The following is a 21985-nucleotide window of genomic DNA, read 5'->3' as shown; positions in this document are numbered from 1 at the left end:
ATCATTACCTACCACGCTACGCGCCCCTCAACAACCATTGCCACCGTGTGATCCTCACACTCACCGGCCTCCAGGTTGATCGCATCCACAGCCTGAATGATTGCGCCCAACGCCGTGCTGAGCCTCCTAGTTTGGGCGTGTAACTGCTCCCAGCGCTGCATCTGAGCTTGACGAGAGGCTGAATCCTGACTCCACCCCGCCAAAGCAACCCTTAAGGACTCATCCAAATCGGCGCTGGTCCCCACAAGCGTTCCGCGCATCTTACGTAGCGCCCCACTCATCTGGTTCAACGCCGCACACGAATGCACTAACTCTGCTGCATTCACTGCGCACCCACCTCACTGTCAGGCAGACTATTGAGAGCCTGAGTGAAAGCCTGCTCAACCTGACGATCCACCGCAGAAGCATTCACATCCACAGCGTCTAACGCCCCCGCGAAAGCCTCTAAATCCCCCACCAACTCGGCAAGCAACTCACCCCAGGCCATAATCGCCTCACCCACAACGGGCATCCCCGCATTACGCACACCAGCACCAGCGGATTCGACATCATCGACGCACGTCCCCCACGCCGCCTCAAGCTCAGCACGCGCTTGGCGCACCATATCCCCAGCACGCCCCTGAGCGCCAATAGTCAACGCCAGCTCAGAACCCAACAGAGCCACACCCCTTCTCCCCTTACGGGACCACAACTCCCCAAGTCTAAAATTCAAATTGAATCTGAGAAGGTCAAACGTGCGTGTGAGTCGCATCACTCTTTTGGCCAAAGTTCGAATACTCGGCTCAGAAAACCTGTACCAGAAAACGCGCCTCAGAAAACCCGCAGAGTCACCATACCGCTCGTTACTACGCCTGCGGGGTTTGCGGCCTGCACGCGTAGTTTGGCACCGTTGAAGGATTCGTCAATGATGCGCGTCCAGGTGGGGGCACTCTGGCCGGGCAGGTCCTCCCAGTCCACAGCCCCGCTGGGCAGCAACTGCCATTGCAGGGTGGGGTAGGGGTCGCCGCTGACCTCCACCGCGCAGCCCAGCACCGTGCCCGCACTGATGGTGACAATACGGTTCGCCCCATCGCCGGACATGGACAGGTTCTCACCCATGACAGCCTCCACCGTAATCGCCCCCACGCGCGGCGGAACACCGCGCTGGGCCTCACCAGAGCGCAGGGTGATGGTGGCGGGCTGCGTGGTGACGCTGCCATGCTCATTAGTGGCGACGAGGACGTAGCACGCGCTTGAGTGTGCGTGCTGTGCTCCGGCGCTCTCGGGCGCGCTGATCTCAGGTCCAGCGATCTCAAGGACCGAGGCCGTCGCGCCCGGGATCGCAACACCAGGAAGGCCCTCGCTATCCAGCGCGTCCACATCAACCCGATACCACTGGTAGCTGGGCGCAGGCCAGCCGCTCACAGCCGCAGCCAGGCGCACGCGCTCGCCCGCATAAGCCCCAACACTGGCGGGCTCGGCAGAAACGACCGGCACACTGGGGGAGGGGGAGTGTGCGAAACACTCCACCTCAATGCTCGCCACACGCAGGTCAAGGGCATCGGCGTAATAGAAGGGGTGGGCGTATTCGATCCGCAGGCGCGCCGCCGCGTGTGCTCCCACATGTGCGCCCACGTGTGTATCCAGGCGAATAGGGCCAGCAGCCAGCTCGGTACCACTCACGTCAATCGAGGTATCGCCCCAGGTCAGGCGGTACATGGTGGTGGGGGAGGGGGCGTCGCCCTCGTCGAAGAAAAAGCGTAGGCTCACATGTGGGAACCCAGTGTCCGACGCATTGAACACCACGGCATCGAAGGCGGCAAAGCCCCCGCCGTAGCCCTTCGCACTGCGGTGAGCCACGAGGTCGCAGCCCCGCAGCGTCGCCCACGCGCGGGACGAATCCTCCTCAGGGGCGGCAGCCAGGGGGACTGCCGTCGCAGGGAGCAGACGTAGCGGCCCATCCAACTCCAGTCGCACAACCGGCTGGATGTCATCAGGGCAGGGGCCCACGAGGGTCACCACGCACTCGTTGCCCTCGCGGCGCACAGGGAGGGCGCGGGCGGCCTCGTCAAAGACGGTGCTGTTGAGGCTCGCAGCGGAGGAGGAGTCAGCGGTGCCGGAAGTGCAGGCGGCATGAGTGTCCCCGCCGACCAAGCCGACAGTGCCGACCCCGCTGACAGCACGGACGGTGCTGACCCCACCGCGAGCACCCGCGCCCGCCGCGTCAACCTCGGCCCGCCACACCGCGTTGGCCACACCCGGCAGACGAATCTCCAGCCCCTCCTCCCACTGGGCCGGGAACAGGTAGAGCTCCGAGTCGGTGGCGGTCGCCCGCCAGGCACCAGAGGCGGCCTCAATCGGCAGCCAGGTCGGGCGGGCGCCTCGTAGCGCTCGCGGGTGACGCGCCATCCACGCGCCAATCCCCTCCAACACCTGCCGGTCGTAGGGGTCAATCGCCCCCGACCCCATCGGGCCAATATTGTAGGCAAACTGCCCGCCCCCAGAAAGAACCGTCACCAGGTCACCAATAGCGGCCCTGACCTGCGGAATGATCGTCTCAGGCGAACGGTCACACTTGTCCGTCGTGCAATAGGACCAGGCGGCCGGGAAGATCGAGCGCACCGACTCCCAGGGGCCGTATTGGAAGAAGTCGGGGATGTCATTATCGCCGCCGACCTCGAAATCGCCGCAGTCATTCCACACGCGCGAATTCATCACCGTCGTGCTCGGCTGGCAGCGGCGGACCGTGGCCGCCAGGCGTTCAGACTGATCGGGCGTCGGTCCGCCCATGTCGAACCAGAACTCGACAATCGGCCCGTAGTTGGTCAGCAGCTCTTCAATCTGGGCCACAATGAGGGGCATCATCGACTCAGGGATCGCGTTGAGGTTCGCGTAGGGCTCTGCCTCATGCTGGGTCCAGTCAATAATGGAAAAGTAGAAGGCCAACCCCAGGCCCTGAGCCGCACATTCACGCGCAAGCTCAGCCAGGGGGTCGCGGCCGAAGGCGCTCTGGGCGACGATATTGAAATCCGTTGTGGCCGTGTTCCACATGCAAAAACCATCGTGATGCTTCGTCGTGATCATCACGTAGGTCATGCCCGCCGCTTTCGCCGCAGCGCACAGGGCGGCCGCATCCCACTCCTCAGCATGCCATTCGCGGGCGGCCTGCAGGTATTCCTCGTCAGGAATCTGCATCCACGCCTTAATCTGCTCCGGATAGCCAATCCCCTGCGGGACACCCCGGTAGGAGCCCTCGTACAGGGAATACACCCCCCAGTGCACAAAGAGGCCAAACTGCAGGCGCTGCCAGGCGGCAATGCGCGCATCAGCATTCAGGGGGACGAGGCCATCCACGCCGCGCACAGGCAGGGCGGGAAGTGCCGGGGCGGTGGCAGGGCAGGGGGTAACGGTCGAGGCAGGAACATCATTGGCTGCGGACATGGCTGCCATTCTACGGGCGCACACCGCGTGCCAGAACGCTGTCCCACAGGTGGCTAAAAGAGTTTGGTCGCAGCTGGTGGTATAAAACAGGCCCAAAAAGGGGAAATTTTCACCACCAGGTGCGACCAAAGTTGGAGTTCTGAACCGTCCTGAGTTTTGTACCTCGGTCTTTCGAGGAGGATTGGATTATTCCCCAACAATATTTACAGGAGTACAAGGATCGGGCAGCGCGCCGGGTCGACTATCGTTTGATTGATGACCCGACGCTATCGGTCACGGCAGTTGTGTCTCAATCGTGCGCAAGCTTGGCGTTACGAAGGAAAGGCTGCCTAGAACGAGTGAGATCTCGAAGTTGGTGACGCTTCCTTGAGGAGTTCGTCGATCCGTCACAGTTTGCGCTTCTCCCAGCGAAGGTGAGCATGTTCTGCTGCGTCACCGATAGCGCTTGCTTCACCATCCTTTAAAGCGCCTGCGTCCTATTTCGTCCACTCCAGCACTGAATGCGGGGAAACAACAGAGTTGAAGCCGGTTGATTCAGCCGCCGCAAAGGACGAACAACCATGTACCTCCTAGTGATCGAACGCTGAACGAACAGCGCGCTCTTTGAACTCCCAAGAAACTCCTGTGCCACAAAAATAATCCATCCTTAAGCCAGAAAGGAGCGAAAGCAAGGACGGTTCCACCTGCTTCTGTGAGCAGTCCAAAAGTCTCGACAACTACCTGTGAAACCGCCTTAGGTTCCTGAGGTACACCAACAGCGAGCACTGAAAATCCCATGACAGCACAGCTTCAGGCGCAGCTTCTCCATACTTACGCGGACGCGGCATCAGAAGAGAAGAAGTCGAAAAGCCTCCCACCTGGATAAACAGAGCCTCACACAGTATTCACCAGAACTTAGCGCAAAATTATGTGTGTCCTTGAACTGATGTTCGCTAACGGGAACGTATGTTCATATTTTGTGAAGCACTTGAAAGCGGCAATTTTTGAACGTTATATTGACCTCAACTGGATACATTGCGATATGTATCAGATATGGGGCTCTTCCGATTTAAGGGTGTAGGTGGGGTTTGAAGCCGCCTGTTTCTAGTAGGCTGCGGATGATGTAGTTGGTCAGGTTGCGAAAGCCCAGAGCGGTGCCGCGTAGGTGTTCGAGGCGACCGTTGATGGCTTCGGTGGGACTGTTACTGGTCTTGGGGTGGTCGAAGTAGGCCAGGATGTCAGTGGCGCGTTTCTTTAGTGTTCGTCCCAGGGTTTTGATCTCTTTAAGGGCCTCGGGCACGTCTTTGCAGATCGCGGTGATGAGGTCTTGCATGAGTTGCTTGCCTTTGGCCCTGTCGGGATGGCGGTAGGCGGCCACCATTTTTTGGTACACGCCCCAGGTGACCTCAACTTGGGCATGGTCATCGTTGGCAAACAGCGTCTCTAGACGCTTGTGCTGGACAGGGGTGAGCAGGTCGATGCCGGTGTGTAGGGTGCGGCGGGCCTTATACAAGGGATCAGTTGATCGCCCACGGCGTGCGTGGAGTTCTTGTTGAACACGCCGCCGACACTGGTCAAGCGCATCTCCTGCTAGTTTGACGACATGGAAGGGATCTAGCACGGCCCTGGCCTGGGGTAATTCCTCACTCGCGGCAGTTTTGAACCCGGTGAAACCGTCCATGGCCAACACTTCAACGCCCCGACGCCAGGCTTGATCGCGTTCGCTTAGCCAATTCTTGAAAGCTTGTTTGGAACGCCCCTGGACCATGTCCAGCAGACGGGCCGGGCCAGTACCGTCCCTGACCGGGGTCAAATCGATGATGACAGTAACGTACTTGTCTCCTTTGCGTGTATGACGCCAGACATGCTCATCCACGCCAATAACTCTCACACCGTCAAACCGGGCCGGGTTATTGATCAAGACCTCCAGGCCCTCAGCCGCTACAGCGTCGTTAGCGGTATCCCAAGCCACCCCTAGCCCCTGGGCGAGGCTAGCTATGCTCAAGTGCTTGCACACAACCGCTTCCAACGCCCATCGCGCCGCCCGTCTGGACAGGAGTGCTTTGGGGGCTGCTGCTGACTCCATGTTCTGTCGCCACACATGCCCACACTCCCGACAGCGGTACCTACGCAGCCGTACCAACAAACTGGTAGGACGCCACCCAAAAGGCACATGCACAAGCCTTCGCGTCACACTGTCGCGTACTAGTCCTTGGCAGCCACACCTCCTGCACCAGTTATCCGGCTCTACCACGCGGCATTCGAGCACTGCTCGCTCAGGCTCAATACACTGGCCGGTAACAATGAGCCCAAGGCCGTCCAAACCAGCAAAAGTAGTCAAATCAGGCTCAATGAAGGTAGCGTTGGGCATGTTGAGGTCTTCCCGTTGGGTGCTGTGTTAACTCCCATCATCGGAAGACCTCAACGCCTATCCACACACCAACACCCCCGCACTAGCTCACACCCACCCACACCCTCATTTGGGAAGAGGCGAAATCATGAACACCGTGGCGGTCTTGGAAGCGCTCGATAATGGGGATGAGGGTGTGGGTTTCAGCCTTGTTCCCTTCAAAGGCTTCCACCTCCAGAGGGTTTCCCGCCCGGTCAACGAGTAGGCCAACAATGATTTGGGGGTCAACCCGGCGTTCTTTGGAGTACCCGATACGGCGAAACGCCCCATTGGCATCCCAGGATTCATCCTCACGTTCGGCCTCAAAATACAGGGTCGTCACGTCATAAAGCACAAGGGACAAATCCCCATGAGTGCTGGTGTGAGCAAAGCAGGCCTGAGCAAGCCGGTCCCGGTAGGAACGCTGAGCGCAGCGTTTCAGTGATGCCTGGTAGGAGTTGCGATGCATCGGCTCACGTCCTAGCTCCTCGAGCACGGGTCTGCTGTAGGTTTGGTTGACACTTGGCTTGCTTCACGTGTGTGGGGCAAGGGGAAGGATGTTGATTATGCCGAAGTTGTATTCTGATCAGTTCAAGGCTGACGCGGTCGCTCTGGTCGAATCAGGGATGAGCCGCCGGCAAGTATGCGCTGATCTGGGTGTCTCGCGGTCCTCGTTACAGAAATGGATCACTGACGCCCGCCTACAGGCTCACGGGATGAGCCCCTCGAGTGACCCGGAGGTCGCCAAGGAGATGAGCGCCGCTTTGAAGCGGATTCGTGAGCTAGAGATGGAAAACGAAGTCCTGCGCGCCGCAGCAGCCTACTTGAGCCAGGAGGCGATTCGCCCAAAAAGATCTTCCCGACCGTGGAAAAACTGATCGCTCAAGGAAAGGCAACCTTGACGATCGCGGCTCGGGTATTGAAATTCTCTCGCCAAGCTTTCTACAAATGGCTAGCCAGCCCTGTCTCAGACAGGCAAGCCCAAGACGAGGAAATCATTGCCAAGATTCGCCAGATCCACGCTGATGATCCAGAGTTCGGCTACCGGTTCATTGCTGATGAGCTTCACGGGCAAGGCGTGAAGATTTCCGAGCGGCGCGTATGGCGATTGTGCTCGAAGATCCAGGCGTTCTCTGTCATTGCTCGGCGAAAGCCGCGTGGGAGGAAGTCGGGTGCTCCGGTTCATGATGATTTGCTCCAACGCCACTTCCACGCTGATACACCAAACACGGCCTGGGTCACAGATATCACTGAGCACTGGACGAGGGAAGGGAAACTGTATCTATGCGCGATCAAGGACCTGTGTTCACGCACAATCGTTGGGTATGCGACTAGCGCGCGGATGAAATCACACCTCGCGGTGGCGGCACTTGAGGACGCAATGAGGAAGCGCGGTGAGCCCAAGGGCGTGATTGTTCACTCGGATCGAGGCTCGCAATTCCGATCCAGGAAGTTCGGTGCCGCGTTGAAAGCCTACGGGGCGAAAGGTTCGATGGGCAGAGTCGGAGCGTGTGGGGATAACGCCGCGATGGAATCTTTCTTCGCCCTCGTGCAAAAGAATGTCCTCGACCGCAAATCCTGGGCGACCCGGCGCGAGCTGTCAGCAGCGATCACCCACTGGATCGAACGGACTTATCACAGGAAGAGACGCCAGCGAGCGCTGGGGAAGTTGACACCCATCGAATACGAAACAATCATGGAACCAGCCGTATCAATCGCGGCCTGAAAACCAGAAGGAAAACTGTCAACCAAACCTACAGCAGTCCCCCATCTGCTTAAACGCTTCATCGTCCAGCACGTCAAAAGCAAGGTCAGCGTAAGCCTGTTCGAGGACCTTCCACAACACGCCCGCTTGCATGTGAGTGACCTGTAAAGGTTCAACCTTACTTTGCTCCAACGCCCCGAAATCGAAAGCCAGCTGATCAGGGTGGAGTTCCTCGCGTGCGGCCTGCATCAACACAGCCAACTCCGCCTCAGAATGTGCCGAACCGACGTGTTTGAGGACGACGTTCTTGCGTCCCTGCTTTTCCACAATCTGCACAGCAACAGCACCAGAAGCAGTTCTCACACGACGAATAAACGGGGTCACGCCCCTATTCTAAAGGCCCCGTTAGTGACCCAAAACAGAAAACACAACCGCAGAAAACCAACGAAAAACAGGACCCAAGCAAGGAAAAACCGCACCACCTGTGCAAGTCAGGTCGAAGCGGGAAACCTCGTGCATGACGCCGCTGCGCCCGCTCGCATCGCTCCAGTGGGCGCGAAACTCCACCACACCGATGGGCGAGGGTTCACGCAACGAGGTTGCGGCGTCGCCCTCGTCCTTCGAGGTCACTGCCCGCACTTGCGCGCGCAGGACCTCCACCCCCCGCCAGCGAACTGACGGGTCGCACAGGGGAGGGCGAGGCCGAGTGCGGGGGTGCCAGGTGCGGAAAAGGTGGTCCTCGTCGCCAAAGACGAAGGCCGTGTAGCGCGAGCGCATGAGCGCTTCAGGCGTGGGGGCGGGTGCTCCCTCAAGGTAGGGCAGGCAGCACTGCGCAAGGACGCGGCCCGAAAGGCAGGGGCAGGGCTCTGTCGCCGCAGCTCCCGCGTTGGAAGATGAAAAGATCGCCATGCGTCGAGCTTACGCACAGGGAAAAGTAGCACGTACGGGTGTATCGGAAAATGCTGAAAAAGATACTGCGAGCGTTTTCGCGGCACTCTTTCCGGGGACTACAATCACGGTAGTGTTGCTGGCGGCGCGCTTCCTCCTCAACTGTCAAAAGACAGTGGCGGAAGGAAATGAGACGCGCTGCGAGGATCGCAGAGTTTGATGCCACGACGCACAGGAAGCAAATATGGATACTTGGCCCACCGACGATGATGGCCAGACACAAAGGGTGACACTGCTATGGGCTGGAGTGCCCGTTTCTCCTGTGTGCACGCCTTTTCAGGCCCACACGAATCGGAGGTGAGTGGTGTGTATTTCGCTGCCAATGCCACCACGGTTGGAGAGAACAGCCCATGTGGGGTGAGCATTGCTTCCGGTGTCTCAACGGATCAAGGTCTGGTTCGACGCGGTAATGAAGACTCCTATATTGCGCGCTTTCCGCTATTTGTTGTTGCAGACGGAATGGGCGGGCATCGTGCGGGTGAAGTTGCCTCTGCCAAGGTGATTGAGGAAATGAGCGCTCACACCCCTCACGGTGGTTTCGCAGATTCAAGTGAGGTGCTGGCCGCGCTCTACTACACCACTCGAAGTCTGTCTGAACTCGGACGGTCAGAGGGTGCACCCGGATCAACGATGACCGGAATTGTCTTCTCAACATATGCTGAACTGCCCTGCGTGCGGATCTTCAATATCGGGGACTCTCGGGTCTACCGGTATCGGAGCGGGGAGCTCACGCAGCTGACAGTCGATCACACGGAGTATCAGGAGTTCTGTGCGCTGGGATTTGTGGAATCGGCATTTCCTGAGGTCATGCCACGAAAGCATGTGCTGACAAAGGCGCTGGGTGCGGGTTTTGGTGCCAGCTTCGCCATTGATCAACTCACTCTTCCTGCTGTCACGGGTGACCGTTACCTTCTGTGCTCAGATGGTCTGCATGGTGAAGTCAGCGACGAGGTCATCGCGCACATCCTCGCAGGCGTGCAAGACCCCCAAGAGGCCACCCAGTGCCTCGTGAAATCGGCGATTGAGTCGGGCGGCAGAGACAATGTCACGGTGGTGGTGGTCGACGTGTGTGAAGCCTGGCCGTCGTGGAGTTCTGCCGAGGAAATGGTGATTGAGTCGGATCCAGGAATCGTTGACGGTGACACCCTGCCTGAAGATTGTGCCGCGAGGTTGCGCGCGCTTGCGCAGATGCACGAGGTTACCGGCATGTGACGTGCGGGCGTGCGAATACGGGGTTTGGCCGGGCAGTGGACATTGTTCGACTGCACCCGTTTTGCCTGTCAGGGGCCTTTTGAGGGGAGCTGGTGGCGGGGAAGTAGGGTGGTAGTAAATGACAGTACAAACTCTCTTTGTCAGTAGTCATGCACGGATGACCGTGGCGTTCTGGAAAACTTGCGTTGCGGTACTTTTTGGCGGAAGTTCGCCATTTTATCCGCTCTCCTGAAAATTGCCTGCGAATTCCATTGTCCTAACATAATCAGACCATGTAACATTCATGTGTTGGCACCCAACGGAGGGTGTAGTCGCCCAGTCTCGGTAGCGCTAACGAAGGCCAGCCGAGAAGGGCCACCGCGAACTACGGAGTTCGTTCCACATAAACACAGAATGACTTTCGTGACGATGACGTCAAACACGCACGAAGGGGTGACATCCTCAGGAGGATGATGACAGTGAAGACGTTCCACAAGGTTGCCGCCATCGCGTCCGCAACAGTAATGGTTCTTGGCGTTGCCGCCTGCTCAGGAGGAGGCGGACAAAGCGGAGCCGCCGACGGCGCCGACCACACCAAGGAAATGTTCACCTGGGTATCTACAGCGAATGACCGCGCCCAGTGGCAAGCCTTCGTTGACGCAGCAAAGGAAGCCGACCCGGAGTTCTCCCTCACCTTCGACGGCCCCGCCTTCAACGACTACTGGACCAAGGTCAAGACCCGCATGACCGACCCTGACGCACCCTGCATCCTCACCACCCAGGCTGCACGCGCTCAGGAACTCAAGGGCATCCTCGCCCCCCTCGATGACCTCATCAAGGCAAACAACGTCGATGTCTCCATGTACAACGACGCCATGATGAAGGGCATGACCGTCGACGGCAACATCGTCGCCCTACCCTACGACGCAGAACCCGACGTCCTCTTCTACAACAAGGCCATGTTCAAGGAAGCCGGACTCGAACTGCCCGGCCTGAACTACAGCACCGAACAGTTCCTCTCCGATGCAAAGGCCCTCACCAAGGACGGCAAGTACGGTGTCGCCATCAAGTCCGGCTTCATGGACAACGCCCCCGGCACCCTCGCCCACTCCTTCGGTGGCGTTGTCACCAAGGCCGACGGCACCCTCGGCATCACCGACAAGGAATTCGTTGACGGCGTCCAATTCGCCTTCGACCTCGTCAACGTCCACAAGGTCGCTGCCGCCCCCTCCGCCGCTGACGGCGACGACGTCGCCCAGGGCGCATTCAATGCACGCACCGCAGCCATGATCTTCGACGGCCCCTGGATGTACGGCGCCTTCGAAAAGGAACTCGGCGAAGACCTCGGCGTTGCCGTCATTCCCTCGCCCTCCGGTGACACCATCGGCGTCATCCAGGGCTCCGGCTTTGGCATCTCCCAGACCTGCCAGGACAAGGAAGGCGCCTTCAAGGTCCTCATGAAGCTCGTCACCCCCGAGGTCATCGGCGCCGTGGCAGAAACCCAGGGCACCGTTCCCTCCGTTGAATCCCAGGTTGAGCGCTGGGCAGCTAAGAAGCCAGCAGACAACGTGGCCGCCATCGAAGAACTCCTCAAGAAGGGCATCCCCTTCGTCTCCAACAACTCCTGGAACCAGGTGTCGACCTCCTTCGTGCAGTACAGCCCTGAAGGCTACCGCGGTACCCAGACCGCAGCCGACATGCTTGCTGCCATCGCAGGTAGCGCTCAGTAAGAGCGCCAGCAGCCACACGCTACTGAATAGCGAGGACCCAACGTGAGTGTTTCCACTGCCGCCCTCGAGGGCACCCGCAATGGAGACAGGAAGGGTGTCCGCAGGGACGATAAAGCCCCTGCGGACACCCGCACAGGGGATGGCCTCAAAGCCGCCATCTACCTTGGCCCGGGCATGCTCGGCTTCCTGTTCTTCATCGTCATCCCCCTGATCGCCTCCCTTGTTATCTCCTTCTTCTCGTGGTCACTCCACGGAGGAGCCGAATTCGTCGGCGTCGATAACTACACGAGGATGCTGAGCGGCGCTGACCCCGCCTTCTGGACGGTCATGCGCAACACCGTGGTCTTCGCCATCCTCTACACCATTCTTAACCTCGTCATCGCCATCGCCCTGTCCTACTGGCTCCAGGCCATCCCGGAACGCTGGTCGCGCCTCATGCGCGTCATCTTCTTCATCCCGGTGGTCACGCCCATGGCAGGAAACGCCCTCATCTGGCGTCTTCTCCTCAACGACAACGGCGTGGTCAACAATGCCCTGGGCACCCTCGGCATTGACCCGATTCCCTGGCTCAACCACCCCACCCTCGCCATGGGCTCACTGCTACTCATGTCCCTGTGGCAGGGCCTGGGCTACAACATCGTCGTCCTCACCGCAGGCCTGAACGGCCTGAACACCTCGGTACTGGAAGCGGCCAAGATTGACGGCACCAACAGCTGGAACCGCTTCTTCCTCGTCGTCTTCCCGATGATCTCTCCCACCGTCTTCTTCTGCACGGTCATGACCGTCATCGGCGCCTTCAAGGTCTTCGCCCAGCCCTACTTCCTCACTCTGGGCGGCCCGGGTGAATCCACGAACACCATGGTGCTGTACCTGTACCGCAACGGTTTCTCCTTCGATAAGCTCGGCTACGCCTCAGCAATGGCCTGGGTGCTCTTCGTTGTTGTCATGCTCATCACCGCCCTTCAATTCACACAGCAGAAGAGGTGGGTGAACTACGATGCCTAAGACTTCCAGCACCAGCCACCACAGCGTGACCCAGCGCAGCGTGCTCAACCGGACGATCTCCACCATCGGCATGACCGTTATCGGCGCGTTCTTCCTTTTCCCTTTCTTCTGGATGGTCGTGACCTCCCTCAAGCCCACCGTCGAGGTCTTCTCCACGGGAACCTCACTCATGGGCAGTGAGATCGCGTGGTCGAACTACCCCTCTGCCCTGCAATCCATGCCATTTGGGCGAATCATCCTCAACTCGCTGCTGGTTGCCACCGCGGGCTCCCTGCTGGTGATGACCGTGTCCCTGCTGTCGGCCTACGCCTTCTCGCGCCTACGCTTCCGCTTCCGTGATCACCTCTTCTTGCTTTTCCTGGGCACCCTCGTGCTGCCCCAAGAAGTCCTCGTGATCCCCCTCTACATCGGTATGCAAAAGGCTGGACTGGTCAACAGCTATTTCGCCCTGATCGTGCCCTTCGCCTTTGGCGCCTTTGGTGCGTTCCTTATTCGCCAGTTCCTGCTTTCCCTGCCCGGCGAATTCGAGGAAGCCGCCCGCATTGACGGCTGCGGTGACGTGCGCATTCTCTTCCACGTCCTCCTGCCCCTACTCAAGGCACCGATCCTGGTGGTCGGCGTGTTCGCCTTCATCGACTACTGGTCGACCTTCCTGTGGCCGCTGATCGTGGTGAATGACTCCCACCTGGCCACGATCCCCCTTGGTCTGCAGATGTTCTCCGGCGAACGCGGCACCGACTGGGGTCCGATGATGGCCGCAGTCACCATGGCGACTATCCCCTCGATCTTTATCGTCGTATTCTTGCAACGACAGCTGGAAAAGGGCGTCGCCCTGGGCGCATTCGGAGGCCGATGACAATGGAGTTCACCGCAACAACCTGGGAGGACCTCAAACGTCCCACCCCGCAATGGTTCACCGACACGCCACTGGGTATCTTCATCCACTGGGGCCCCTACTCGGTGCCCGCCTGGGCTGAGCCCTACGCTGAGCTCGGCGAGGAAGAAGACTGGGAGAAGTGGTTCACCCACAACGCCTACGCCGAGTGGTACTTCAACACCATCCGCATCCCCGGCTCCGAGGCCGCCAAGCGTCACTTCGACCTCTACGGCACCCTGTCCTACGAGGCCTTCCTCGACATGTGGGATCCGGTCAACTTCGACCCCGCCGCCTGGGCCGACCTCTTCAAACGAGCGGGCGCCGACTACGTCGTGCCCACCACCAAACACCACGACGGCGTGACCCTGTGGGATGCGCCCGAAACGGGGGATCGCAATACGGTCCGCCGCGGCCCGCGCCGCGACCTCGTCGCTGACATTGCCGAGGCCACCCGCGCCGCCGGGATGCGTTTTGGCGTGTACTACTCGGGTGGATTGGACTGGCACTACCGCCGTTTCCGCCCCATCATTCACCAAGATGACGTGATGGACCGTTGCCGCCCGAAGGATGCTGAGTACGCGCGCTACTGCTACGTGCATTCGGTGGACTTGATCGACCGCTACACGCCCGACGTGTTCTGGAATGACATTGAGTGGCCCGACGAGGGCAAACACTTCGAGGAGTACGGCCTGGGTCGTCTCTTTGAATACTTCTACGCTCGCTGCCCCGAAGGCGTGACGAATGACCGCTACGGCGGCGTTCACCACGACTTCCTCACCACCGAATACCAGCACATGTCGGAAAACGAGGGCGAGGAAACCTGGGAAAACTGCCGCGGTATTGGCCTGTCCTTTGGCTATAACCGCGCCGAAGGACCCGAGCATTACCTCAGTGCTGCTGCGGCCCTTAAGCACTTGGTGAATGTCGTGAGCAAGGGTGGGCGTCTGCTGCTTGATGTCGGCCCGCGCGCCGACGGCACGCTGCCACAAGAGCAGATCGACTGCCTGGAAGGCATGGCCTCGTGGATGGTTGCTGGTAAGGAGGAACTGGTTCGCGGACATGCCATGGAAGCGCCAGAAGCCGTGTGTGCCTTCACCGGCACGTCGGCGTGGGTGCGAGCGATCGGCCACGAGGATCACTGCGCGGTGTTCCTCGCTTCGGAGAGCGTGAGTGATGACTGCAAGGGCACTTTCCTGCTGTCCAACCTACCTGAAGGCTTTGACTGGTCAGCTGCGCGTGTCAAGGGCACTGTTGTTGGTGCTGACGTGGAGTGTGCCGACGGGTCAGTGACGGTGCACGGTGTCTTTGACACGCCCATCATTGTGGTGGCGCCGAAAGCCTAAAGGCGTCTATCCAGCAGCGCCCACGTGTGACGCCAGCGGAGAAAACGCCTGTTTGAGGCCGGATCTTGCCCTGGGTGCACACCTGGGCGCTAGGGTGACCTAAGTGCTACTTGAGGACTGTTATGTTCCAAGGGCTCTCGTACGGGATATGGCCCCGCATGCAATGATCTCTACACAAGCCTTAGCGCAATTGGGGAGCAATGATGAATGATCCAAAGTCCATCGTTCTTAATAATCTCGATATTCGTGTTGACGAGGTACCACCTCGAGGACTGCTGGCCACTTGGCGCAAGATGCGGCGACGCGTTGTCATTTCTGATGGGCAGTTCAGCCTGGGGTTTCACTATCAGGAGCTATTCAAACTCTGCGACGGGCCTATCCTCATTGAAGCCGACCGAGACTCCCAGCCGCCGGGCGATTACTTCTTGGTGTCACCTGAAGTGATTGTGGCTGACAGCGCGGTAGGTGAGGCGCTGCAGGGGATGGCTTTTGCAGAGGGTACCCTCTTGCTTCTCGAGGGCGAGCGTATTATCGCTGAGCTCTCTCCTGATGACTGCCAGCTTCTATGCTCCTGGTTGAAGGAGCAAGCGTAGGCGCGCAGCCTGGTTCACCGGCTGATCAAGCGCCAATGGACTCCCGCATGTGCGTTCACGCGGTACAGGCGCCGACGTGGGCTCAATTCCGCCTTGGGTGCACAGTTGGGCGCCGAGACTGAAGTGAGCTGTAGTGGCGGGGAGGGGCGTATGAGGAGATCCCGTCGCGCCCGCGTGATAGGGCGAGCGCACATAAAACCGTGCGGCCCGGAGACGAAGGGGTGGAGTCTCGGGCCGCACGGCGGGTGCCACTGTCCCTAAGGGGAGGAGACAGGGCCTTTAGGGTGCAGGCAAGATAATGTTGCGCACCAGGCTGTCCAGATCCGCGTCGGCCTGGAGGAACTGGCGCAGGGTCTTGCGGGTCAGGCCGTAGTTTTGGAAGTCCTCCACGGCCAGGCCATCTTCCTCGTAGGCTTCGAGGAATTCGGGGACTCGGCTGAGTTCCTTGAGGTAGTGTTCGCAGACGGGCTCGTCAATGCGGGCGACGGGCTCGTAGTCGGAGGCGTTAATAATGGCCTGCCACTTGAAGGGCGGGGAGACCACAACGTCGCCGCCTTGCAGTTCGGTCCAGTGCAAGACATTACGGAAGGCTGCGGCCAAGACGCGCGAGCGGTATCCACGTTCTTGGAAGATCTTGTAGGCCTTCTTGAAGGTGGCCACGCCCGCCCACTCCAAAGCGGAGGCATCAATGAAGATGCCCTTGCGTGCGACAGCTTCCTTCACCCAGTCATCAAGGCGTCCCACCATGAGCGTGACGACGGCGGTCTGCTCATCAATGGACAGACCCTCAGCTTCGCGGCGCTTGAGGCCACGTTCGATGGCTTCTGCGGAGGCGACGGCCTGGGCAACGGTGAAGGAGACGGTGACATTGATGGAGACACCGCGGTAGGTGGCTTCTTCAATGGCTTTGAGGCCGATCTCGGTGGCGGGAATCTTGACGATAATATTCTTCGCCATGTGGTGGAATTCTTCGGCCTGATCCGCGAGCTTGTCGGCGTTGCGGTAGTACCGCGGATCGGTTTGAACCGACAGGCGGCCATTGCGGCCCTTGTGCTCTTCGAAAGCGGGCTCAAGCAAGGCGGCGGCCTCGACGGACATGTCCTTGACGGCCTGCCAGCCGATTTCGGATTCGCTCCACGTGGGGTGGGCGTCGGCGATGGCTTGGATGCGGGGCGTCCAGGTGTCGAGGTGGGCGGAGATCGTGGTGAGTGCAATGACGGGGTTGCAGGTGGCGCCCACGCCGCCGAAGGAGATGGATTGACGCAATTCGTCCAGGTCAGAGGAATCATTCCATGTCACGGACGGGAATGAGCGGGCCGCAGTAAGAAGCGGTCCTGGCGCAAAGGTGCTCACGACAAACTCCTGATGGTTGATACCCGTCGTCCCCATTGGCGGCGGGTGCATACCATCAAGTGAATGACAAACTTGCCCCTATGTCAAGGCTTTGTTAGGACAAATTCGGAATTTGGAAGTTTCCCAGCAAGCTTTCACTCAGAAGTCAGATTCAGGTGGAAGGAGTAATGCTCCGGGTTGTACACGTGATTGCCATACTCCACGATCTTCCCCGAGGCGTCATAGGCCGTGCGACGCATCGTCAACACGGGCGAGGGGTGCGCAATCCCCAAATGCTCCGCCTCCTCCGGCTGAGAAAAACGCGCACCAATCGACTGCTGCGCCGAACTCGGATGAATCCCCAAAGAAGCAAAAGCCGCATAGAGGCCACCGGAGGTCAACTGGGTAATCGAGGGCGCAATCGACGCTGGCATCAAATTCGTCAGGATCGCCAAAGGACGCTGATCAATGCGACGGAGACGCACAATCGAGACAATCTCCTCACCCTCCTGGCATCCCAGGTGCTCCGCATCGCTGGCGCTGGCCAGGCGCACCTCGTAATTCAACACCTCCGTGCTCGGCTTAAAGCCGGCCTTCGTGAGGTCATCCTGCAGGGAGGTCAGGCTCAAAGGGCGCCGCACATGGGTGGGGGTCACGCGCGTGCCAATCCCGCGGCGGCGCGTCAACAATCCACGGCTGACGAGGTCTTGCAGGGCCCGCCGAGCCGTTGGACGTGAGACCTGCAGGCGGTTCGCCATAGAGACCTCGTCCTCAATGAGGCGGCCCGGAGCGAGCTCACCCGACTGGATAAGGTCCTCCAGAGGCTTGGCAATCTGGTCATAGAGGGGCACGGGGGAGTTGCGGTCAAGCTCAATTGTCAGTGCAAAAGGTGCAAGAGATTCACTCATGATGGGCCCCTGGGAGAACAAGCGGATCGCTCTATCGTAGCGCAAAGCACACAATTCAGACTATTTGTACTGACAAAACGAGGGGCGGGCGGTAATCTAGGACACAGTGCAAACGCCCCAATGTCGTGGAAGGAAACACCATGCCCACTCACCCGACGCACCTAGATGTGCTGGCCATCGGGCGAAGCGGCGTCGACATCTACCCACTACAGGCGGGCGTCGGCCTCGAAATGGTCGACAGCTTCGGAAAATTCCTCGGCGGATCTCCCACCAACGTCGCCGTCGCCGCAGCCCGGATGGGCAGACGCTCAGCCATTATTACCGCCGTCGGCGACGACCCCTTCGGCCGCTTCGTCCGCGCTGAAATGCGGCGCCTCGGCGTTTCAGACCGCTACGTCATGGTCATCGAAGGCATCACAACCCCCGTGACCTTCTGCGAAATCTTCCCACCCGATAACTTCCCCCTCTACTTCTACCGAGACCCCACCGCCCCCGACCTCCAACTCCAAGCCACCCACATCCCCCTCGAGGCCGTTCGCAGCGCCCGCGTGTTCTGGTTCTCCGCCTCCGGCCTGTGCGCCGAACCCGTCCGCAGCGCCCACCACGCCGCCCTCCAAGCGCGCGCCCTCTTCGACAGCAGCGAGATCGACAACCCCTACCTCTCAAGCCCCGAATGGACCATCCTCGACCTCGACTACCGCCCACGCTTCTGGCGCAGTGAAGACCACGCGCGCGAAGAAATCGACGCCGTCCTGCCCTACGTCAACGTCGCCATCGGCAACCTCCAAGAATGCGCTATCGCCGTGGGCTGCAACGAGGCCGAGCGCGCCGCCGACGCCCTCCTCGAACGCGGCGTCGAGATCGCCGTCATCAAACAAGGCCTCAAAGGCACCCTGGCCAAAACCCGCGAAGAACGCATCTTCGTGCCCGCCACCCGCGTCAACACCCTCAACGGCCTCGGCGCAGGCGACTCCTTCGGAGGATCCTTCTGCCACGCCCTCCTGCAAGGCTGGGACCTGGGCCGAGTCATCCACTTCGCCTCCACCGCAGGAGCCATCGTCGCCTCCCGCCTGGAATGCTCCACAGCCATGCCCACCGAATTCGAGGTCGACCACCTCATTAACGCCAACCCCGACGTTTTCCCCCGCGTCGAACGCCTCACGCCGAGCACGCCCCAACGCGCACGCCCGCCCAGCGCGACGTCCTCGTCCGCGCAGTGCACCCGAGCGCACCACCACTGCAACGAGGGCGCCCCCGCGCAACACACCTCAGCCAGCACCTCCAGCCACACCACCTGCACGGAAGGGGACCCCCATGACTGACAGCCGCTACGTTATTCGCGCCGGAGAACTTGCCGACGCGAACTTCGACCTCAACCTCACCCCCGAAAAAGCCGGATGGGACTGGTCAGCGCTGCGCATCCTCACCCTGCCCGCAGGTGGCAGTGTCGGCATCCCCGGTGGAGACATTGAATACCTCGTCCTGCCCCTCACCGGCGGCTGCGAAGTCGAAGTCAACACCGAACGCTTCACCCTGGACGGGCGCACCAGCCCCTTCACCGACATCACCGACTACCTCTACGTCCCCCGCGGCGCCGACGTCACCATCGTCTCCCACGAGGGCGGCCGCTTCGCCCTACCCGGCGCGAAAGCCACCGCTGACCTGCCCGTCCGCTACTGCCCACGCAGCGAGGTCGTCACCACCCTGCGCGGCGCCGGGCCCTCCTCCCGCCAGGTCAACAACTACGCCCTGGGCAACACCGTGGAAACCTCGCACCTGCTGGCCTGCGAGGTCCTCACCCCCGGCGGCAACTGGTCCTCCTACCCGCCCCACAAGCACGACGAGCACACCGAGCTCGAACGCATCCTCGAAGAGATCTACTACTACGAAATCCGCCCCGGCCACGATGAACGCGAAGGCTTCGCCCTCCAACGCATCTACCCCTCACCCGGACACGACATTGACGTGTGCACCGAGGTGCACTCGGGCGACATCGTCATCATGCCCTACGGCTACCACGGGCCCTCCGTCGCAGCGCCCGGCTACGACCTGTACTACCAACGTCATGGCCGGACCGCCGAAGACTCCGTGTGGCTCATGACCGACGACCCCCACCACACCTGGGTGCGCCAAACCTGGCAGACCCAAGAGGTCGACCCGCGTCTGCCCATGACCCCCATGAACCCCTAATATCCCTCCCACCCCACACCCACCACGGTCCAGCCCACTCTGGGGCAGCGGGGCCACGTCACCGCCCAAAGGAGGGCGCGGCGGCGGCCTCGCCAGACGGACTACCACCCACCCGCCCACCAGGAGCACCCATGACCTTCGTCAGCCTCGGCCAAGAAACCGTGCGCCTCACCGTCGCGCAAGCCACCATCCGATTCCTCATTAACCAATACTCCGAACGCGACGGCGTTGAACAGCGCCTCGTCACCGGCGCCTTCGGTATCTTTGGCCACGGCAACGTCGCCGGCATCGGCCAGGCCCTGCTGCAAAACGAGATCGACCCCGAGCCCGACGGTGGCTCCATGCCCTACATCATGCCCCGCAACGAGCAGGGCGAGGTGCATGCCGCCGCCGCCTACGCCAAGGCGCGCAATCGCCTGCAAACCATGATGTGCACGGCTTCGATCGGCCCCGGCTCGCTCAATATGGTCACCGGCGCTGCCCTGGCCACCACCAACCGCCTGCCCGTGCTCATCTTCCCCTCCGATCAGTTCGCCAACCGCATTCCTGACCCGGTGCTTCAGCAGGTCGAAAACCCCGTACTCTTCGACACCACCTGCAATGATGCTTTCCGCCCGGTGTCGGCCTTCTTCGACCGGATTAACCGCCCTGAACAGCTCCTGCCCTCCCTCATGCAAGCCATGCGTACCCTGACCGACCCGGCCGACACGGGCGCCGTCGTCATCGCCATGCCCCAGGACGTGCAGGCCGAGGCCTACGACTTCCCCGTTGAGATGTTCGCTAAGCGCGTGTGGCATGTGCGTCGCACCCCGGCCGAGCGGGCCGCCATTGAGCGTGCGGCGGAGATGATCCGTGCGTCGAAGCGGCCAATGGTCATTTCCGGTGGCGGCACGATTTACTCCGAGGCCTTCGAGGAGTTGCGGGCTTTCGCTTCTTCCACGGGAATTCCCGTGGCCGACACGCAGGCCGGCAAGGGTGCCATCAATTTCGACCACCCCTGCTCCATTGGCGGTGTGGGCTCCACCGGCGGCGATTCGGGCAACCACATTGCCGACAAGGCAGACCTGGTGATTGGCATTGGCACGCGCTACTCGGACTTCACCACCGCCTCCCACACCCAGTTCAAGGACCCCAATGTCCGCTTTATCAACATCAACGTCAAGGCCTTTGATGCGGTGAAGAATGGTGCGGAGATGGTGGTCGCCGACGCCCGCGAGGCGCTCGCGGCACTGACCGCCGCCCTGGAGGGCTACCACGTTGACGAGGCCTACGCCGCTGAAGTTGCCGAAGAAAAGGCCGCGTGGGAGAAGCGCGTCTACGAGGCCACCCACACCGGCCACGGCCCGATCCCCGCGCAGACCGACGTGTTTGGTGCCCTCAATGAACTGATGGGTGATAACGACGTGGTCATTAACGCCGCTGGCTCCATGCCCGGTGACCTGCAGGCCCTGTGGCAGGCGCGCACGCCCGTCCAGTACCACGTGGAGTACGCCTTCAGCTGCATGGGTTACGAGATTCCAGCGGCCTTGGGCGTGAAGCTGGCGCTGCCGGACTCGCAGGTGGTGTCCATTGTGGGGGACGGCACCTACCAGATGCTGCCCATGGAACTGGCCACCATCGCCCAAGAGGGAGTGAAGGTCATCTTCGTGCTCTTGCAGAACTACGGTTTTGCCTCCATTGGCGCCCTGTCGGAGTCGCGAGGCTCCCAGCGTTTTGGCACGCGCTACCGTGCGGGCGGCGCCGGAGCTGACCACACGGTGGATGGCCGCAAACTTGATGTGGATATTGCGGCCAACGCCCGCTCCTGGGGTATTGACGTGATCGAGGTCCACACCATTGAGGAGTTCAAGGAGGCCTACCGTCAGGCTGAAGCCTCCGACCGGGCCACGATGATTCATATTGAGACCGACCTATATGGCCCCAACCCTCCGGGCTCCTCCTGGTGGGATGTGCCGGTGTCGCAGGTGTCGCGTATTGAGTCCACGCAGAGCGCCTTCGAGGATTACGTGCGCGACCGTGCCCCGCAGAGGCATTACCTGTAAGAGGTGAGTGCCTGTAGAAGATGAGTTCCGGCGCAGGTGAATGCCTGTTGTCTGTGACTGGTGGCTGTGGCCCCGCCCGTTTGGGTGGGGCCACAGCTTTTGCCACTCTGTGTCTATACACCGCGTTGCAGTTTGCACACCGCATAGCCCCCAGAAAGTACAACGAGGCTCCCATAGTTGAGGAGGTGGTGCGTGCTGGCGGCGGCCCCGCCCGATTCCCTCGCTCTTCTGTGTACGGAGTGCGAGGAGAGTGGCGCCACTGTGTGAAACTGGCACCCTCCTTCGGGTTGTCATGTCCTCAGGAGATACTTGAGTCGTCAATTTTAGGTGTTT

18 protein-coding genes and 1 pseudogene are annotated in these 21985 nt (G+C 60.6%); 10 read left to right on the top strand and 9 right to left on the bottom strand.

The window, feature by feature from the left end:
* Nucleotides 1-8: 8 nt before the first annotated feature.
* The 5 genes and pseudogenes from HWX48_RS09935 to HWX48_RS09915 all read right to left on the bottom strand — a co-directional run.
* On the bottom strand, nucleotides 9-326 hold the full coding sequence (locus HWX48_RS09935; protein ID WP_175957120.1) for a hypothetical protein: 318 nt from the start codon (nucleotides 324-326) through the stop codon (nucleotides 9-11).
* Nucleotides 323-664: a hypothetical protein gene (locus HWX48_RS09930; protein ID WP_175957118.1), complete on the bottom strand. Its 342-nt coding sequence runs from the start codon at nucleotides 662-664 to the stop codon at nucleotides 323-325. The genes HWX48_RS09935 and HWX48_RS09930 overlap by 4 nt, the downstream gene beginning before the upstream one ends.
* Before the next feature lie 146 nt (nucleotides 665-810).
* A complete protein-coding gene (locus HWX48_RS09925) occupies nucleotides 811-3420 on the bottom strand; it encodes an alpha-L-fucosidase (protein ID WP_175957116.1) in 2610 nt (869 codons plus the stop codon).
* A gap of 1048 nt (nucleotides 3421-4468) precedes the next feature.
* Nucleotides 4469-5770 (bottom strand): ISL3 family transposase, encoded by a 1302-nt coding sequence (locus tag HWX48_RS09920; protein ID WP_175957114.1) that lies wholly within the window; start codon nucleotides 5768-5770, stop codon nucleotides 4469-4471.
* Between the two features lie 139 nt (nucleotides 5771-5909).
* Nucleotides 5910-6212: pseudogene (locus HWX48_RS09915) on the bottom strand (IS1634 family transposase); the annotation flags it as partial.
* Nucleotides 6213-6354: 142 nt separating this feature from the next.
* On the opposite strand from HWX48_RS09915, the gene HWX48_RS09910 reads away from it, so the two are divergent.
* Nucleotides 6355-7514 (top strand): IS3 family transposase gene (locus HWX48_RS09910; RefSeq protein WP_175957111.1). Its coding sequence is split into 2 segments (ribosomal slippage): nucleotides 6355-6627 and nucleotides 6630-7514, totalling 1158 coding nucleotides; the frame shifts between segments, so codons are not numbered across the junction.
* 18 nt (nucleotides 7515-7532) lie between these two features.
* On the opposite strand, the gene HWX48_RS09905 is transcribed toward HWX48_RS09910, so the two are convergent.
* Together HWX48_RS09905 and HWX48_RS09900 are read right to left on the bottom strand one after the other, a co-directional pair.
* A complete protein-coding gene (locus HWX48_RS09905) occupies nucleotides 7533-7877 on the bottom strand; it encodes a hypothetical protein (protein WP_175957109.1) in 345 nt (114 codons plus the stop codon).
* A gap of 21 nt (nucleotides 7878-7898) precedes the next feature.
* Entirely contained in the window at nucleotides 7899-8402 is a 504-nt protein-coding gene (locus HWX48_RS09900) for a YchJ family protein (RefSeq protein WP_175957107.1), read from the bottom strand.
* Between the two features lie 396 nt (nucleotides 8403-8798).
* Between HWX48_RS09900 and HWX48_RS09895 the strand changes: the two genes are divergently transcribed.
* The 6 genes from HWX48_RS09895 to HWX48_RS09870 all read left to right on the top strand — a co-directional run bounded on the left by HWX48_RS09895 (nucleotide 8799) and on the right by HWX48_RS09870 (nucleotide 15180).
* Entirely contained in the window at nucleotides 8799-9653 is an 855-nt protein-coding gene (locus tag HWX48_RS09895) for a PP2C family serine/threonine-protein phosphatase (RefSeq protein WP_175957105.1), read from the top strand.
* 452 nt (nucleotides 9654-10105) lie between these two features.
* On the top strand, nucleotides 10106-11362 hold the full coding sequence (locus HWX48_RS09890; protein ID WP_254873065.1) for an ABC transporter substrate-binding protein: 1257 nt from the start codon (nucleotides 10106-10108) through the stop codon (nucleotides 11360-11362).
* Between the two features lie 174 nt (nucleotides 11363-11536).
* Nucleotides 11537-12367: a carbohydrate ABC transporter permease gene (locus HWX48_RS09885; RefSeq protein ID WP_175957258.1), complete on the top strand. Its 831-nt coding sequence runs from the start codon at nucleotides 11537-11539 to the stop codon at nucleotides 12365-12367.
* Complete coding sequence (locus HWX48_RS09880; protein ID WP_175957101.1) at nucleotides 12360-13223, top strand: carbohydrate ABC transporter permease; 864 nt, start codon at nucleotides 12360-12362, stop codon at nucleotides 13221-13223. The genes HWX48_RS09885 and HWX48_RS09880 overlap by 8 nt, the downstream gene beginning before the upstream one ends.
* A gap of 2 nt (nucleotides 13224-13225) precedes the next feature.
* Entirely contained in the window at nucleotides 13226-14587 is a 1362-nt protein-coding gene (locus tag HWX48_RS09875) for an alpha-L-fucosidase (RefSeq protein ID WP_368483994.1), read from the top strand.
* A gap of 200 nt (nucleotides 14588-14787) precedes the next feature.
* On the top strand, nucleotides 14788-15180 hold the full coding sequence (locus HWX48_RS09870; RefSeq protein ID WP_175957098.1) for a hypothetical protein: 393 nt from the start codon (nucleotides 14788-14790) through the stop codon (nucleotides 15178-15180).
* Nucleotides 15181-15459: 279 nt separating this feature from the next.
* On the opposite strand, the gene HWX48_RS09865 is transcribed toward HWX48_RS09870, so the two are convergent.
* Together HWX48_RS09865 and HWX48_RS09860 are read right to left on the bottom strand one after the other, a co-directional pair.
* On the bottom strand, nucleotides 15460-16569 hold the full coding sequence (locus HWX48_RS09865) for a transaldolase family protein (protein ID WP_175957096.1): 1110 nt from the start codon (nucleotides 16567-16569) through the stop codon (nucleotides 15460-15462).
* Nucleotides 16570-16667: 98 nt separating this feature from the next.
* Nucleotides 16668-17420, bottom strand: coding sequence for a GntR family transcriptional regulator (locus tag HWX48_RS09860; protein ID WP_175957094.1), 753 nt, complete (start codon nucleotides 17418-17420; stop codon nucleotides 16668-16670).
* A 140-nt stretch (nucleotides 17421-17560) separates the two neighbouring features.
* Here HWX48_RS09860 and iolC point away from each other — a divergent pair, with 140 nt between their 5' ends.
* From iolC to iolD, 3 genes are all read left to right on the top strand, one after another.
* Nucleotides 17561-18742, top strand: a complete 1182-nt coding sequence (gene iolC / locus HWX48_RS09855; protein WP_175957092.1) for a 5-dehydro-2-deoxygluconokinase — start codon at nucleotides 17561-17563, stop codon at nucleotides 18740-18742.
* A complete protein-coding gene (gene iolB / locus HWX48_RS09850) occupies nucleotides 18735-19610 on the top strand; it encodes a 5-deoxy-glucuronate isomerase (protein ID WP_175957090.1) in 876 nt (291 codons plus the stop codon). Before iolC ends, iolB begins: the two co-directional genes overlap by 8 nt.
* Before the next feature lie 131 nt (nucleotides 19611-19741).
* Nucleotides 19742-21652, top strand: a complete 1911-nt coding sequence (gene iolD / locus HWX48_RS09845; RefSeq protein ID WP_175957088.1) for a 3D-(3,5/4)-trihydroxycyclohexane-1,2-dione acylhydrolase (decyclizing) — start codon at nucleotides 19742-19744, stop codon at nucleotides 21650-21652.
* Nucleotides 21653-21985: the final 333 nt, after the last annotated feature.

The organism is Schaalia sp. Marseille-Q2122, assembly GCF_903645355.1.
In the GTDB taxonomy this organism is placed as follows: domain Bacteria; phylum Actinomycetota; class Actinomycetes; order Actinomycetales; family Actinomycetaceae; genus Pauljensenia.
This window is presented reverse-complemented; position numbering and strand designations above follow the sequence as displayed.